Source organism: Pseudoalteromonas sp. CuT4-3 (assembly GCF_035666335.1).
Classification (GTDB): domain Bacteria; phylum Pseudomonadota; class Gammaproteobacteria; order Enterobacterales; family Alteromonadaceae; genus Pseudoalteromonas; species Pseudoalteromonas atlantica.
This window is the reverse complement of record NZ_CP142030.1, coordinates 1,962,190-1,978,539: the sequence shown is the minus strand read 5'-3', so window position 1 is coordinate 1,978,539 and position 16,350 is coordinate 1,962,190. Positions and strand designations below refer to the sequence as shown.

At 40.7% G+C, this 16,350-nt stretch carries 12 protein-coding genes and 3 tRNA genes; 2 read left to right on the top strand and 13 right to left on the bottom strand.

All coding sequences use genetic code 11. The annotated features are described in order from the left end of the window. Window positions 1–22 precede the first annotated feature (22 nt). The 6 genes from VOI46_RS08950 to VOI46_RS08925 all read right to left on the bottom strand — a co-directional run bounded on the left by VOI46_RS08950 (window position 23) and on the right by VOI46_RS08925 (window position 8,777). Window positions 23–1,276: a nitrate regulatory protein gene (locus VOI46_RS08950; RefSeq protein WP_004586774.1), complete on the bottom strand. Its 1,254-nt coding sequence runs from the start codon at window positions 1,274–1,276 to the stop codon at window positions 23–25. Between the two features lie 269 nt (window positions 1,277–1,545). Continuing rightward, on the bottom strand, window positions 1,546–2,412 hold the full coding sequence (gene cobA, locus VOI46_RS08945; RefSeq protein WP_004586772.1) for a uroporphyrinogen-III C-methyltransferase: 867 nt from the start codon (window positions 2,410–2,412) through the stop codon (window positions 1,546–1,548). A gap of 11 nt (window positions 2,413–2,423) precedes the next feature. Then, entirely contained in the window at window positions 2,424–2,777 is a 354-nt protein-coding gene (gene nirD / locus VOI46_RS08940) for a nitrite reductase small subunit NirD (protein ID WP_004586771.1), read from the bottom strand. After that, on the bottom strand, window positions 2,764–5,340 hold the full coding sequence (nirB, locus tag VOI46_RS08935) for a nitrite reductase large subunit NirB (protein ID WP_004586770.1): 2,577 nt from the start codon (window positions 5,338–5,340) through the stop codon (window positions 2,764–2,766). Before nirB ends, nirD begins: the two co-directional genes overlap by 14 nt. Before the next feature lie 421 nt (window positions 5,341–5,761). Further along, window positions 5,762–6,418, bottom strand: a complete 657-nt coding sequence (locus VOI46_RS08930) for a carbonic anhydrase (protein WP_004586769.1) — start codon at window positions 6,416–6,418, stop codon at window positions 5,762–5,764. A 286-nt stretch (window positions 6,419–6,704) separates the two neighbouring features. Further along, window positions 6,705–8,777, bottom strand: a complete 2,073-nt coding sequence (locus VOI46_RS08925) for a TonB-dependent receptor (RefSeq protein WP_324737972.1) — start codon at window positions 8,775–8,777, stop codon at window positions 6,705–6,707. Between the two features lie 195 nt (window positions 8,778–8,972). Here VOI46_RS08925 and VOI46_RS08920 point away from each other — a divergent pair, with 195 nt between their 5' ends. Both VOI46_RS08920 and VOI46_RS08915 read left to right on the top strand, forming a co-directional pair. Beyond that, the gene (locus tag VOI46_RS08920) at window positions 8,973–9,890 is read left to right on the top strand and encodes a LysR family transcriptional regulator (protein WP_004586768.1); all 918 of its coding nucleotides are present in this window, start codon (window positions 8,973–8,975) and stop codon (window positions 9,888–9,890) included. 378 nt (window positions 9,891–10,268) lie between these two features. After that, window positions 10,269–11,261 (top strand): ABC transporter substrate-binding protein, encoded by a 993-nt coding sequence (locus VOI46_RS08915; RefSeq protein WP_324737971.1) that lies wholly within the window; start codon window positions 10,269–10,271, stop codon window positions 11,259–11,261. 30 nt (window positions 11,262–11,291) lie between these two features. On the opposite strand, the gene VOI46_RS08910 is transcribed toward VOI46_RS08915, so the two are convergent. From VOI46_RS08910 to VOI46_RS08880, 7 genes are all read right to left on the bottom strand, one after another. Further along, entirely contained in the window at window positions 11,292–11,594 is a 303-nt protein-coding gene (locus VOI46_RS08910) for a diguanylate cyclase (RefSeq protein ID WP_286364895.1), read from the bottom strand. A gap of 10 nt (window positions 11,595–11,604) precedes the next feature. After that, window positions 11,605–12,936 (bottom strand): 7TM-DISM domain-containing protein, encoded by a 1,332-nt coding sequence (locus VOI46_RS08905; protein WP_086004326.1) that lies wholly within the window; start codon window positions 12,934–12,936, stop codon window positions 11,605–11,607. Window positions 12,937–13,342: 406 nt separating this feature from the next. After that, a tRNA-OTHER gene (locus VOI46_RS08900) sits at window positions 13,343–13,427 on the bottom strand. Window positions 13,428–13,607: 180 nt separating this feature from the next. Next, a tRNA-Val gene (locus VOI46_RS08895) sits at window positions 13,608–13,684 on the bottom strand. 45 nt (window positions 13,685–13,729) lie between these two features. Beyond that, window positions 13,730–13,806: transfer RNA gene (locus VOI46_RS08890), tRNA-Val, on the bottom strand. Between the two features lie 113 nt (window positions 13,807–13,919). After that, the gene (locus VOI46_RS08885; RefSeq protein WP_004586766.1) at window positions 13,920–14,966 is read right to left on the bottom strand and encodes a DUF3080 family protein; all 1,047 of its coding nucleotides are present in this window, start codon (window positions 14,964–14,966) and stop codon (window positions 13,920–13,922) included. Next, complete coding sequence (locus VOI46_RS08880) at window positions 14,959–16,308, bottom strand: MATE family efflux transporter (RefSeq protein ID WP_004586765.1); 1,350 nt, start codon at window positions 16,306–16,308, stop codon at window positions 14,959–14,961. The genes VOI46_RS08885 and VOI46_RS08880 overlap by 8 nt, the downstream gene beginning before the upstream one ends. Window positions 16,309–16,350: the final 42 nt, after the last annotated feature.

Below are 16,350 nucleotides of genomic sequence, written 5' to 3'. Positions count from 1 at the left end.
GGCGCTAACCATACGCCCGATTTTAATCGCTTAGCTCTACAATTTTTTGCGCAATATTATAAAGCGAGCAGTGCGAGTCCATTGCTTGCTTTTGCAACTTTTTATGAGCTTGCTCTTCGCTAAGGCTTAGCTGCTCTATTAAAATATACTTTGCCTGATGTATTATTTTTTGTTCTGTTATTACCCGTTTAGCATCAACTAAAGCCTGATTTATTTGCTTAATATGTTGGCTTTGCTCCATGATTAAGTCGTACATGCTTTTATTACTATTGAGTTTATTAGCAGCGGTATTTTGGGGGGTATTTTGTTTAAACGCGAGTTGGCCGTCGGTCATTGGCATGTATTGTTCTTCAAGGCTGCTTATAACCTGTTTATTTGAATTTAAAGTGCGCTGCGCCTGAGCAATTTGCATTGCTGCAGAGTCAATAAGGTAGTCACTGAGGTTTTGCTCAATTTTGTGCATAATATCGATACGCGTTGTTGTTACCTCGTACCACACCTCACTAAGCTGAGAAAGCGGCTGCGCATTTTCGTCATCTAAATTTTGTAAAAGCCCCCGTAGCTGATCCACTTGCTTATTTACGGGGTGATCAGTTAACGAGCGATAGCATTTTAATACGTGTTCGTCGGCGTATTCGTTAAAAAACGTAAAGCTGTGATGCTGTTGTTGAACAAAATGAGCAAGCTGTTGTTTTTGCTCCACGGTAAACTTACTTGATGCAAACGCTTGCGCGCCACAGGCACGTTCTTGTCCGGCGTATTCTTTACCTTGCATAAAATTAAAATAAGCCACTAGCAATCGTGTAACGCGCGGGTCGCTTGCGCCATCGGCGGCTTCTAAAATTATATTTAGCAAACACGAAATAAGCTGCGTATACGATTGAGTTGCATGCACTGGGGTAATTTTTTGATTTGCTATTTGTTGTCGCAGCTCTGGCAGCGCCTCTAACAATTGCAAACTATGGGTAATTAAATTGTACAAACGGGTGTGGCCCGTGTCGGCGTTATCGGTAATAAAGGTCGTTTTAATTGAGTGGTAAAACTGCGTTTGGGTTTGCTCTGTTAAGCTAATTTGTTGTTTTAACTGCGAAGCAAAACGTTTGCGGTTAGAGGCTAAGTAAATATTGCTCATGCCACGCTCTTTTTGTAACTGGTGTATAAAATCGCCCAGTTTAGTAAGCGATGCACAGCTTTTTTGAAGCTGTTTTAAGGCATGAATCTCTTGGTATTTTGCTGCTAATAAAAACTGTTTTGTGAGAGGATTGCTCGATAACATAGGACTTGTTCCACACTTTTTTGTATATAAAATGCAACCACTGTTCCAATCATTTAAAAACTTTTCGATTGAATTTAAAATTAAATTAAAACAGCTGCTTAAAGCCATACTTGTTATTTGTTCCCATTTTAACTTATCTGTCCTTATTACAGGAATAAACCTTTTTGGTGCAAAAATAGTTGTTTTTGCACTCGATTGCGCCCTTCATGAACGAGGGGAAAAAAGTGTTTACTCTGTAAACTGCACAGAGCAAACACCAGAGGGGGAATTTATGCGTTGCTACATTGCAGTAACGCTGGGCTGATAGCCATTTGATGATTTATTACCTCGCCAACCATAATTAGCGTAGGGCCCGTTAATGTATGCACCGCACTTTCGCTAATAATTTGCCCAAGCGTGCTGGTTATTATTTTTTGCTGGTTGGTGGTGGCATTTTCTATCAATGCGATAGGGGTTGTTTTAGGCCAGCCAACCGATTGCAAACCAGTACTTAATGCGTTTAAACGTCCTAATCCCATATAGACGACTAGCGTGGGGTTGTTAGAGCCTTGTACATAGGTGTAGTTGTGCCAATTAGGGAGTTTATTAGGATCGGCAAATTGCGCCGTTAAAAAGGTAACACTTCGGGCCACATCGCGAGCAGTAAGCGGTATACCAGTATAAGCCGAGGCTGCACACGCGGTAGTAACGCCCGGGACAATAGCAAAATTAATATTGTGATCTGATAGGGCGTTGGCTTCTTCATTGATGCGCGCAAAAATACTGGGATCGCCACCTTTTAAACGAACAACTTTAAACCCTTGTTGTGCGTATTTTACTAATAGGTCACTAATGGCAGCTTGTGGCATAGAGTGTTTACCTGCGCGTTTACCTACATACACTCGCTGCGCATGTTTAGGCAATGTATTTAAAAGCGCTTCACTAACTAGGCTGTCGTACAATACCACGTCGGCTGCTGCAATCAGGCGCTGCGCTTTCACCGTTATAAGCTCAGCATCGCCCGGGCCTGCGCCTATTAAATACACGTGGCCGTTTTTTTTGTGTTTAGCTTTGTGCTTTGCATCTTGAGTGAGTTTATTAACAAACTTGTTTAGCCATGGGCTGTCAATACCCGAAAAATACGAAAGAACACTCATTTTATTGCTCCTTATGCTAATGCTGTAATGGCTTTTGGCTCAGCGCTAACAAATACATTGCCATTGTCTATTTTGGCTTCAAATACGGGGAGCTGTATCGCTTCTGCTTCTAGGCATTCGCCGGTACTTAAACAAAAATGTTGCTTATACAAAGGGGAGGCCACTACTAATTTTCCATCAATAGAGCCAATAATGCCGCGCGATAGTACATTGGCTTTGCCTATCGGGTCGTAGTTGCTAATGGCTAACACAGGCTCACTATTTTGTGGAACATAAAATATGGCCACTTGCTGGTTGTTTACTAATGCGCATACGCCACTATTAGCAACTAGGTCGTCGGTTGTTCCAATTTTATGCCAATACATCAGCTTGCTCCTGCTCAATTTCCATTACGGGGATACGGTTTGTCGAATTTTGCTGGTTACGTTTTTCAGACTCAGTTGCAGGGCGAATTTGGTTGCGCTCTTGTACAAATAAAATATTGCTATCGGCATCTGGGCTATTAATAAATTGGCGGAACCGTTTTGATGCCTCTGGACTTTCCACTGCTTTTTTCCATTCGCAGGCATAAGTTTTAGTTATAAGCGCCATTTGGATTTCAAGCTCATGGCAAATACCTAGGCTGTCGTCTATTACTACGCTTTTTAAATAATCTAACCCGCCCTCTAAATTTTCCATCCACACTGAGGTGCGCTGCAGTTTATCGGCGGTTTTAATGTAAAACATGATCACGCGGTCAATGTATTTAATGAGTGTTTCGGTATCTAAATCGGTAGCAAATAAATCAGCATGGCGCGGACGCATACCGCCATTTCCACATACGTATAAGTTCCAGCCATTTTCGGTTGCTATTACGCCTATATCTTTGCTTTGTGCCTCAGCGCACTCGCGGGTACAACCCGATACGGCCATTTTAAATTTATGCGGGGCGCGTAAACCTTTGTAGCGGTTTTCAATCGCAATCGCGTGGCCAACACTGTCTTGTACTCCATAGCGACACCACGTGCTGCCGACACACGATTTAACGGTTCTGAGCGATTTACCATAAGCATGACCGGTCTCAAAACCGGCTGCAATAAGTCTTTCCCAAATAATAGGGAGCTCTTCAAGGCGTGCGCCAAATAAGTCGATACGCTGCCCACCTGTGACTTTACAATACAGGTTAAAGTCTTTGGCAACTTGACCAATAACAATAAGTTTGTCGGGGGTAATTTCGCCACCCGCTATACGGGGAACGACAGAGTAAGAGCCATCTTTTTGCATATTTGCAAGGTAAGTGTCGTTGGTATCTTGCAGGCCAACATGAGCGGGTTCTAAAATAAACTCATTCCACGTTGAAGCTAAAATAGAGGCCACTGCAGGTTTGCATATTTCACAGCCGTGATGACCGCTGCCATGTTTAGCGAGCAAATCATCAAAAGTTTTAATGCTTTCTACTTTTACTAAATGCAGTAACTCTTGGCGCGAAAAAGCAAAGTGTTCACACACATGGTTGTTAACTTCAACCCCACGGCTTTGAAGTTCACTGTCGACTACCGATTTTAATAATGCGGCACAACCACCACAGCCGCTGGCGGCTTTGGTACAAGCTTTAACTGCAGATAAATCGCATAAGCCGCCATCAATTGCACCCACAATGTCGCCTTTGCTTACATTGTGACACGAACAAATAGTGGCAGTATCGGGCAGGGCATTTCCCGCTAAAACAGGTGCTCCTTCGCTATCAGGTAAAATGAGGCACTCAGGGTGTGCGGGTAATTCCATGTCGTTTAACATGTACTGCAACAGTGTGTCGTAATCGCTAGTATCGCCAACAAGTACTGCGCCTAATAACTTGTTGCCTGCCTCATTTAAAATAATTTTTTTATAACAATCACGAATAGGATCTTGATAAATTAACTCTTTGCAATCGGGGGTTTTAGCGTGGGCATCGCCAATTGAGCCTACCTCTACCCCGAGTAGCTTTAATTTTGTGCTCATATCGGCGCCTAAAAACTCAAGTTCGCCGCCTGTAAGTTGGCTTGCAACCACGCGAGCCATGTTATATCCCGGGGCGACTAGGCCAAATAGCTTTTTATCCCACAGGGCACATTCGCCAATAGCATATATATCTGGGTTTGATGTTTGGCATTGGTTATTTATTACAATGCCGCCACGTTGCCCTAATTCAAGTTCGGCTACTTTGCCAAGCTCATCGTATGGGCGAATACCGGCCGAGAACAAAATTAAGTCGGTTTCTAAAAACGTGTCATCTGAAAAATTTAATCTGTAACGGCTCGTTTCGCCTTTTACTATTTCGCTGGTGGCTTTAGCGGTATGCACGCTCACGCCCAGTTTTTTAATTTTGTTTTTTAACAGCGTACCACCTTGTTGATCAAGTTGTACCGCCATAAGTTGGGGTGCAAACTCAACTACATGAGTATCAAGCCCAAGTTGCTTAATTGCATTGGCTGCTTCAAGCCCTAATAAGCCGCCACCTATCACTACGCCACTTTTACTTTGTGCAGCGCTTGCTTTTATTTGCTCTAAATCTTCTAGGGTACGGTAAACCAAGCAATGGGGTTGGTCATTCCCTTTAATTGGCGGCACAAACGGGTACGACCCTGTTGCTAAAATAAGTTTATCGTAACTAAATTTATCACCGGTTTGAGTGCTAACTACCTTGTTTGTTTTATCTATTTCATTAACCCACTGGTTAGTATGCACATTTATATTTAACTGCTGATAATTATCAAAGGTGGTTAGGGCTAAATCGGCGGCTGTTTTACCATCAAACACGCTGGATAAGTAAACACGGTCATAAGCTAAATTTGCTTCTCCACACAGTACGGTAATGTGCGCGTCAGCGTCGCTTTGGCGCATTTGCTCTACAAAATGGTGCCCAACCATCCCATTACCAATAATGAGTATTTTTGTTGGTGTTTGCATTGGTATCCCCTCAATGACGGTTTAATTTAAAAACAAAAAAGCCCGCCACAGTTACAAATTAATGCAACTGCGAGCGGGCTTCTTTGCCTGTGGTCATAACAACCTAAATGTGTGTCGTTTTAATAACGAACGGTATGGTTATCATATAAGCAAAAACACGGCCATTTTTATAAGTATTTGTTTTTTAATAGCTACATTACTTTTAAAAGGTTTTACTTACGCATATTTGAGTTGTTTTGGTGCGGTGCTAGCACTATGGGAGTGCACATAATGAGGCTACAATGTGGTGTTTAGTCAGCAAAAGTGCATTTGTGCCGTTAACTAATAACGAGGGGTAAGCGTTTAGGCTATAAATAAAAATGCGCTTACTGTTATTTTGAGATAAAAATAACAGTAAGCGCATTAATTCTGTAAAGCGGCTTTACTTGCTTTGTTTTGCTAGGGTTTCTACATCGGTATCTTCAACAGGTTTAAAGCTGCCCGTTGCTTCATCGTAGGTTTTAATTTCTGCAGATTCTATATCATATACCCAGCCGTGTAGCTTAACTTGACCGGTTGCAATTTTTGCAGCCACGGCAGGGTGTGTTTTTATATGCTGTAGTTGTTGTACTACGTTTTCTTCAATTACTAAGCCTAGGTGGTCGTTATTGTTTAGCTCTGCGCAACCGCATTTTTCTTTTACAACTTCAGTTGCTACGCGGCTGTGGCCAAGCCACTCTTTAACGTGCGGTAAGCTTGATAAACCTTCAGTATTTATAGCGCCTTTCATTGCGCCACAATCCGAGTGCCCACAGATGATAATGTGCGATACGCCCAGTGCAGCCACCGCAAATTCAATTGAGGCTGTCATACCGCCGGTTTGATTACTATGTGGCGGGATAATATTGCCCGCGTTACGACAAATAAATAATTCACCGGGTTCAGTTTGAGTCACTAAGTTAGGATCGATACGCGAGTCGGCACAGGTGAAAAATAACACTTCTGGATTTTGACCATTGGCTAGTTTTTGAAACGCTGCTTTTTTTGATGGGTAAACTTCTTTTTGAAACTTAGCCACGCCCGAAATAATATGTTCCATGTACAACTCCTATTGGTGTAATTTAATCGTGTTATTTATAGCTTTATTCGCCTGACAAATTAGCGCCATTATAACTTTGTTCTTATTTTTTTTGTACTGTTTAGCCGTTTAATAAATTTCATGTAATTTAATTAAATGCTGCATAAGGGGCGGTAGGTTATCAAAGTCATTACTGGCAAGTTTTATAATGAATAAACGTGGATAGGGATTTGTAAGGTTATTTAAATAAATTGGCAAAATAGGGAAGATAGGAGCGTGTTAAACGCCCCTATTAAATTAGAGTGTATTAAAAGTCATAGTTAAAGCTTAGAGTAAGCCTTCTACCATCTAATACAACGCCATAAGTCTCGTTGGTAACTACACGGTCTGTTACGTTATATAAGCCAGCCATGAGTTTTAAGTCATCAGTAATCCAATAACGTGCACATATATCCATCATGGTGTAACCGGGTGTACCATCACTTAGGCTGGTACGACTTAAGTAGTCGGTTGTTTCGCCACGATAATTTACACGGCTCCATAAATTTACAGTATCGCTGGCATCCCAATTTAAGCTAATGTTAGCCATGCTCTTTGGTATTTTATTTAAAGGTTCGCCTGCAAAGTCACCGGTTTTTTGCTCAGAATCAGTGTAAGAATAGTCGCCTTTAACACGTAAACTTTGGTTAATACGGTAGCTTATCGTTGCTTCTAACCCTTGCATCTGCGCTTTTGAGATATTTTTTTGCGTACTTAAAAACTGATAGGTATTGCCACTGAATTCACATTGGTAGTTTTCAAAGTCATTCCTATCAATATTTGCGCTAACACAGTATCTATCTTCTGCAATTTTATCATCAAAGTTTGTCTGATAAAGCGTTAAGCTAGTGGATAGACCTACTTTGGGGTCGTTATAAATAAAACCTACTTCGTAGTTTACGCTGGTTTCAGGCTCTAGATCAGGATTACCTATGATCAAGGCACGTGAAATCGATGTCCCATCTGCAGATAAATTAGGCGACCCGCCGCCACCAGTACCGCGTCCAAAGCCAGCTGTGGCTTGAGAGAGTGAAGGTTGCGTATACCCTGTAGAAACACCCCCCTTAATAGTAAAATTATTAGTGGTATGCCAGTTGGCATACAGGCGGGGTGACCAATGCGAGCCAAATTGCTCATCGTTATCGTATCTTAAGCCGGTTGTTATGGCTAAGTCGTCAATAAAGTTCCACTCAACCTCTGTGAATAAAGCACCAATCCACCGATCTACCGTGTCACTTGCAATAGCAACATTAGCATCAAGTAAACCGTTGGTTTCATCAACGAGCTCTTCTGTTTTATAGCGTGCGCCAACAGTATAAATGTGCTTATCGCCTGCGTAAGTTGCCGAACTATTTAGCGTGATCACTTCTTCTTTTTTATCTTCATTTTGAACACGTTCCGATAAGTCTTGTTGAAGATACGTATTTGTAGTTAGCTTGCCATAATTACCATTATGAGTAACCACATACATTTGCTTCTCATATTCGTATTGAGACCCTTCGGCATCAGCCGCAATAGACTCACCTGGCGTATGCTTAAAATCAATGTTTGATGTATTGTAAGCTATGCTCATTCGGTTTTTAGCATTTACAGCCCAATTAAATTTTACACCTAATTGCGTTGTATCCGAATCAGGGCGGCTTGCAGCAGAGTCGCCACCGCCTGAATAACCACTTTCATCGGTATGCTGTAAAGACCCTGTAAGCTCAACGCCTAATACGTCTTTTATTAAAGCGCCGCCCAGATAAAAGTCACTATTGTACTCATCATTACTTACATCATTCATCGATGAGGTATAACTGGCCGCCAAACTGCCTGACCAGTGTTGAGGGGCTGCACGGGTAATAATATTAATTACACCCCCCATTGCCTCTGAGCCATAAAGCGATGACATAGGGCCGCGAATAACTTCTACACGCTCAATCATTGCAAGCGGCGGTATACCAATTTGTTTGCCTCCATCGGCACCGTTGGTATTAACAGAGCGTCCCGCTGAAATAGGGCGGCCATCAACAAGGTATAGGGTGTACTGATCATCCATACCGCGAATACTAATATCTTGCATATTACCGCCACCACTGACGTATACGCCGGGTATATCGCGAACAGCATCCACCACCGTGGTATAAGACTGTTTACGTAACTCTTCTTGTAATATGACCGAGATAGAAGCAGGGGCGTCTATAATTTTTTGTTGGTAACCGGTTGCTGTTACAACCATTGTTTCCATTTCGTTGTTATTTTCTGTGGCCGAAGCTCCCATGGCTAAAGGTATAAAAATAGCCAAAGGTAACTTTTTACAGGTCAATGGTGCTTGCTTAAACAATGAGCGGTTGCACATTAAAATGTTCTCCTTTACGTGTAGACCTTTATTTATAAAGTGCAAATGATAATTCTTATTGTTATCATGTAAAGGAAATTGAATGGAACAATGTGTTGCAAAAGCCGCAACACATTGCACTCGTTTGTTTATGACAAACAGGTTTAACTGAAGGTGTAAGCCTGTTTTGTATTTCAAACGTTGCAGGAGGTTATAGTGTTACAGTTTAAAGAATTACATAGTTTTGTGTCTGTTGTCAGTTCGGGCAGTTTATCAAGTTCTGCAAAAACGCTTCAGTTATCTAAATCAACTCTTAGCCGACACCTAAAAAATTTAGAGCAAGATACAGGTTATACTTTATTAAAAAGAATGCCTAAAAGCTTAGTCCCTACGGAGGCAGGGCTGCGTTTCTATAGTTATTGCGAGCAAATACTTCGCATTGCTAATGAGGCCAAACATGAACTAGCTACACTTGATGAAAAGATACAAGGTGAGGTGGTTGTGTATGTTGATAATGGTTTATTAAGAGGTTGGCTTGGGGATGTGGTTGCTCAGTTTTTAACGCGCTTTCCTGATGTGAGCGTGACTTTAAAAACAGATATAAAGGCAAATTCAAATCAGTGGCGAGATCATATTTTACTTTGTATGGGCTCTCTCCCAGAGACCAGCCAACGCCAAGAAAAACTCTGCATGTTATGGCAAGGAGTATTTGGTAGTAAAGAGTATTTTAGCCGTAACGGCTACCCACAATCACCGGAAGATTTGATAAACACACAATGGCTTCAATTACTTGGGAATAAAAGCGAGCAGCTAGTGATGACTGATCAGCGTGGGACGACATTAAGTGTGCCGGTACCTTCGTCACGTATTCAGTCTGATCAGCTCGTGTTGCAGGGGGACGCAATAAGCCACGGGCATGGGCTGGGTTTATTACCATTGTGGCAAGCCAGCATGCGGCTCAATGCTCATCCTGGGTGTTTTGAGCGTTGTTTAAACGACTGGGTAGCGGATCCACTGCCTATTTGGCTATGTTACCCATTTGGTAAATTAGCGAAAAAGCAACGCGCCTTTATAGATCATATTAAAGGTAATTTACCTAAAGCCTGGAATACTGAAATATGCCAAAGTATGTAATAGTAATTAGAGTATGTTGAGCTTTTTAGTTAACTTCTCATCAGTCTGTTTGGTATTTAGGCAAAGCCGAGCCTATCTTGTTATTCCCTATAAATAGGCGCTAACGTCGCATTAACGCCCAACAGGCGCTGCCTAAAGGGTCTCCCTGGGGACTATTTACTCTTTGTAACGTGGCTTTTGCTTAATCCATTATGTTACAAAAATCGCACTGTGATTAAATAGCCCCTAGTTTAAACAAATTTTAGTCCGCAAAGATCAACAGACCCTCATAAACGCGAAGAAATGTCTTAGTGTTTTAGAAACTGCAACGCAAAAAACCGCTTTTATACCAAATAAAACAAATACGACTCATTATCATTTTTAGGTGTGCGTGATAGCATGGCTTACCAATTACCTATACTTACACAAAAGGAAATAGTAATAATGTACGGTCAATTTTTAAATATACTTATAATTTTAGTGTTCGGCTTTTATTCAGTGGCAAGTTTTGCCAACTACCCTTTAACAATAGAGCATGCAGGAAAGAAGCCTGTTGTTATAAAACAAAAACCTAAAAAAGTGGTTGTTTTTGATTTAGGTGTACTCGATACCTTAACAGCGCTTGATGTTGAAGTAACCGCTGTAGCTAAGGGCGTGTTTCCGGATTATTTGGCAGGTTATAACACCTCTGATAGAGCAATAGCGGGTAGTTTATTTAAACCCGACTATGCAAAGCTCAAAGATATAAAACCTGACCTTATTATTGTGGGTGGCCGAAGCCGTAAGGCCCTTGATAAACTATCGGGTATTGCGCCAACTATTGATTTAACCGTTAATGCCGATATCTTTGTGCCTAGCGTTAAAAGAAATGTTTTATTACTGGGCAGTATTTTTGATAAAAAACAACAAGCAAAGTCACTGTGGGAAAAGCTAAACAGTAAAATCCTAACTTTGCAGGCTAAAGCAAAAAGTAAAGGTGCAGGGCTAGTTTTATTTACCGTAAAAGATGTGTTTATTGCACATTTACCTGGCGATAGGTTTGGTATGGTGTATGACCTATTAGGTATTCCAAGCGTTGATAAAATTAATAAACAAACCGATAGCAAAGCAAATAAAAAGCAAACTAAAGCACAAAAAGCCAAACATGCTGCAACCCTTACAAAAGCATACATAGAAAAAAAACCTGATTGGTTATTTATACTCGACAGAGGGCTAGCAACCGCAGGACAAAGTAATATTAAGCAAGCATTAACTAGTTCACCTTTTATAAAAAATTCCAACGCTTGGCAAAAAAATCATGTTTATTATCTAAATCCAACACAGTGGTACGTAGTTACTGGTGGATACACGAGTGTACTTAACACGGTTAATGATCTAAATACACTATGGTAAGTAACAAACCCAAAAGTGAACACTATTAACTCAGCATACTTTGAGTTTATGGGCTGATTTTAAGTTATACATGCGCTGATCCGCTAAGGTTAAACACTCGGTATGGCTTTGGCACTCATCGCTAGATGCTATGCCATAACTAATACCAGATTGCGGCCATTGCTGTTGAATAGTGCGATGTAATGCGGTGAGCTTTTGGGTAAGTGTGGTTTTTAGTTGGGGGAGGTGTGATTTGTTTTTGACTTTACATAACCAAATAAATTCATCGCCCCCGGTTCTAAATACGGTGCCGTCTTGCGCTAGATGCTGCGTCATTAATTTTGCTGCATTTATTAAAAAAGCATCACCTTTGGCGTGCCCAAGCGCATCGTTTATTTTTTATTCCATCACAATCTATAAACACAATGATGTAAGCACTGTGTGCAAGTTTAATCAGCTCATCATTTAATAGTAGTCGGTTGCCTACTTGGGTTAGAGGATCAAAGCGAGATTCATGTAACAAGGTACTAAATTTATGCTGTTTTAACTTTAGCCACTCAGACAAAGACAGCACAATACACACACAATCTATTGCTAAGGCTAACAGCACAAGTATTTCTGATGAGGTCGCATTTATTAAATCAAAATGAAACGCAACGAATACTACTAATGACAGGCTATAGAGCATATTTCCAAATAAAAAATACTTGGCTCTAAAATCGTTCAGGCTAAGCATGGCAAACCCGGTGGTTAAGCTAAGCATAACCCATACGGCTGCTAAAAAGTGCGCGATATAAAACACTAAATAAAAGGGCATAAATAGGCTGCAGATACCGCATACAAATGCGCTAACGGTAAAGTATTTTAAAGCACTCCCAAGCTTATTGGCTTTTTCTTTATCGAAGTTAAACAGGTAGTAGGTAAATGCTGCTGCGCAACTCACAGCAAAGGAAAATAAATAAATACCTAAGTAATGCTTATTAAAAGAGGGGCTGGCATAAATTGTATTTACAGCGCCCGAAGCAAACGCCCAGCCTAGACCGTGCAAACCGACATACCCAGCACAAAACAAGGCCACTTTTTGCTTTACTCTTAAAAACATTACAAAGGCCATCATTGCTAAAGTAAGCATGACAGAAATAGTAATAAGGCTTAATGAGTTTATATAAAACTGATGATGCAAAAATGCACCTTCGCTTAAAATACTTAAATCAACTGGCGTTGGATAGTGTTTGGCTTCTAAATATATCCATAAATAGCCACTGCTTGGCGCATAAAAGGGCAATTTAAATGCTTGTCCATGCATTAAAATAGCCGGTTGATTAACGTGAGACTGCGAAAAATCAGCAAGCTTAACTATATCTCCCTGTTCGGTTTGCCAATAGGCTAAACCAACGTCGATAAAATTGGCTTGCGGCAGCACATACCAATCTCCAGTGGTGGGGTTATTTAGCGCAATTTTTGTTATTACAGCGCCACTTTTACCGAGCAGGTTGCTCGTTTCACTAGCGTTTTTATAAGATGTAATTACTTGCTGTGCAGAAGGAGGCGTATTGAATGCTGTGACAGGGCGCCACAGGTTATCATCCTCTAGGGTAATGTTGTTATTAAGTGTATAAGCAGGTGTTAGCGGGCTAAACAAAGCACAGAAAAAGAATACTGTTAATATACCAACCCGCACCATACCTAAACTCACTTTAAAAACCCACTAAGCGATTATAATCAAATTGTAAATAAATAGTATATAAATCAAACAAAATTATCGCCTTTAAGTAATGGCTTAATTTGGCTTTAAATAACAAACTGCATTAATAAATAAGTAATACGAGGGCGTTTTTGTTTAAACGAATTTATAAACACTGCGGGTGTTTGCAGTATTAGTTAGGGTTTAAAGTAGATAGTGCCCTAACCAACTGAGCTACATTCGTACATATAATATCTTAATTATATTTATTCAGAGGGAAGAAAAGTTTTGGTACGACTGAGTGGATTCGAACCAGCGATTTCGGCATGGGCATAGAGAGTGGGTAGCGCGCTAACCAACTGAGCTACAGTCGTACAATAGTATCTTAATAATATTTATTCAGAGGGAGGAATAGTTTTGGTACGACTGAGTGGATTCAAACCACCGATTTCGGCGTAGGCATAAAGAGTAGGTAGCGCGCTAACCAACTGAGCTACAGTCGTACAAATAGTATCTTAATTATATTTATTCAGTGGGAAGAATAATTTTGGTACGACTGAGTGGATTCGAGCAACTGATTTCGGCGTGGGCATAGAGAGTAGGTAGCGTTCTAACCAACTGAGCTACATTCGTACATATAGGGATTCTTAAATATAATTTATTCAAAGAAGTCAGAATAATTTTGGTACGACTGAGTGGATTCGAACCACCGACCTCTACCATGTCAAGGTAGCGCTCTAACCAACTGAGCTACAGTCGTACAAATAGTATCTTAATTATATTTATTCAGAGGGAAGAATAAATTTGGTACGACCGAGTGGATTCGAACCACCGACCTCTACCATGTCAAGGTAGCGCTCTAACCAACTGAGCTACGGTCGTATTACCTAATTAAGATGCGATAAATTTAATTATCAGCGGCCGCTAATATATAGCGTGGTGAGTGGTGAATCAAGCAAGTTTGTTGCTTTTACGTTTATTTGCCGTTTTTTTATTCATATTGGGCTGATTTCACACGTTTTATAAAAGTTTTGCCACCAGGTAACGTGTTTTTTGGCTGAGCCTTTAAGCTGGTTTAGTAGATTGTTTTGTGAATCAAGCGCTATAAAAGTATTTATTTGCTTATTTGTTATGGCTTGGTCAAACCACAGTTGGTTATACAAAGGTAAAAGTGTTTCAAGGTAGCCTGCTAAATTAGCCTGATAAGGCTGTATTTCTTTAAGGAAATACTTTTGAAACACGTTACTGACGATAGTGGCTACTTTTTTATTTTTTCCTGCTGGGCATATTTCATCAATGGATTGCGATTCGATAAATCGCGTGGCTGAATTATTAAACGCTATTTGCAGGCGTGCAGAATAAATGAGTAATTGGTTAAAACGGTACTTATTCAGCTGCTCTAACGCGTTAAAAATGTCTGCGGAGTTAATTTTTAAGTAGTGTTTATTGAGTATGTGTTGTTTTATGAGCGCAAGCTGCTGCATGGCCGCTACCGTGTCGCTAAACCCTGCCGGGGAAGCAGAAAGCTCTGCGCTGCTAGCTTGCCACGTGTTTTTTAGCTCAAATTCGTTATACAACATTAAATTAAAGTAGTGGTTTAGTGTTTGCTCTTTATGTGTTTTTGCTTTTAACAAGGTTTTATAAACTGCTGAGTCAGGCTCAAGCGTGCTTAAGCACTGCTGTGCATTTTGCACAAACTCTATTTGATACTTTAAAACACCGGCATGTCCGGCCGTTTTACCTAGCTGATTGTTGTGCTCACTAATAAGTAAGCTGAGCTTACAATGGCTTAAGCTGGCAAGTTCAATCAAGCTAATGGTGGTGGTGTTTAAAAGCGTGTTAGGGGGTAAAAGCGGGCTAATTGCTACAGGTTTACTTAAACTTGGGGCTTGGGTTTCAAGGGTATTACTTAAGCGTGCTGTGTATGTTTGATAAGTGTTGCTAGGCGCTTTTGAACACCCAGCAAGCACGGCGCAACACACCGCTAATAAACAACTTAACCATGTTTTGCTTGGTATTAATGTTAGTGCTTTTTTATACAAATGGCGCCTGCTTTAATCGCTTATTAACGGTGAACATAAGCCATACAGCAGCAACGGTTAAGCCAAAAATAATACCTATCCAAAAACCGTGCGGCCCCATGGCGGGCACAATTAAATCTGTTCTTCCCAATACGTAGCCTAAAGCAAACCCGATTAACCAGTAAGATATAAACGTTATATACGATATAGGCTGCGTATGTTTTAAACCTCTTAAAATGCCGTTCGCAGCGACTTGGAGTGCATCAGGAATTTGATAAATACATGCCAAAATCATAATTGAGGTCGCTAATGCAATAACAGCTGGGCTGTCGGTGTAAAGTTGGCTTATTAAATCGCGGCCAATAAAGGTTATAAAAGCTAAAAATAACGCAATAGCAATGGCTAATATGTAGCTGGTTGATATAGCAGTTTTTAATTGGCTTAAATGGTTTTGACCAAATAAATTACCAATACGAATACTAATGGCGATAGATAAGCTCAGTGGCATCATAAATAATAACGCGGTCACGCTTCCCGCAATTTGATGACCCGACACAGCAACAGCACCTAAGTGTGCAATAAATAATGGTATACACGCAAATAGCGTAATTTCAAAAAAGGTGGCCAACGAAATAGGTATACCTAATTTAGTAATAATTCCAATGGTTTTAATATTGGGCTTTTCAAAATTTGCCAGCAGGGCTTTTGCATCGATTTTTTTACTAAACTGGCAATACGTCACTTGTGCAACAGCCATTACAGTCAGTACCAATGCCGTAGCAATACCACAACCTGCACCGCCGTAGGCTGGTAAGCCAAATAAACCATTTATAAAAATATAGTTAGCCGGAATATTAACGCCAAGGCCCAGTAAGCTGATATAAAAAGCGGGTTTTGTCATCCCCATGCCTTCGGTCATATTGCGATAAACGGTAAAAATTAAAAAACCAAAGGCTCCCCATTTCACAAAATGGATATAGTCGTACGCAAGGCTTGCGATAGCGGGGGTTGTATCGAGTTTTAAAATCACTATATCGGCTAGGTTGGCTATACCAAAACCAATTGCGCTTAAAATAGCGGTTAAATACAGAGCTTGCTGAAAATAATGGCTAATACCCTTTTTATCATTAGCGCCCGCAAATTGGGCAATAATACCGGTTAACGCGAGCAAAATACCTTGCAGCGCCAGTAATAACGGGTTCCATATACCGGTTGCAATCGACAGCGCAGCTAAATCTGTTGGGCTTACTTGGCCTGCCATAATGGTGTCGACCACCGACATTAAAACGAGTGTTACTTGTGCTAAAAATACAGGTACGGCAAGGGTGATTAAACGTTTGGCTTCCCAGCTACAAAAGGTCATAAAAACAGCTATTTGATAAAACAGGGCGCAATTGTAATCGAT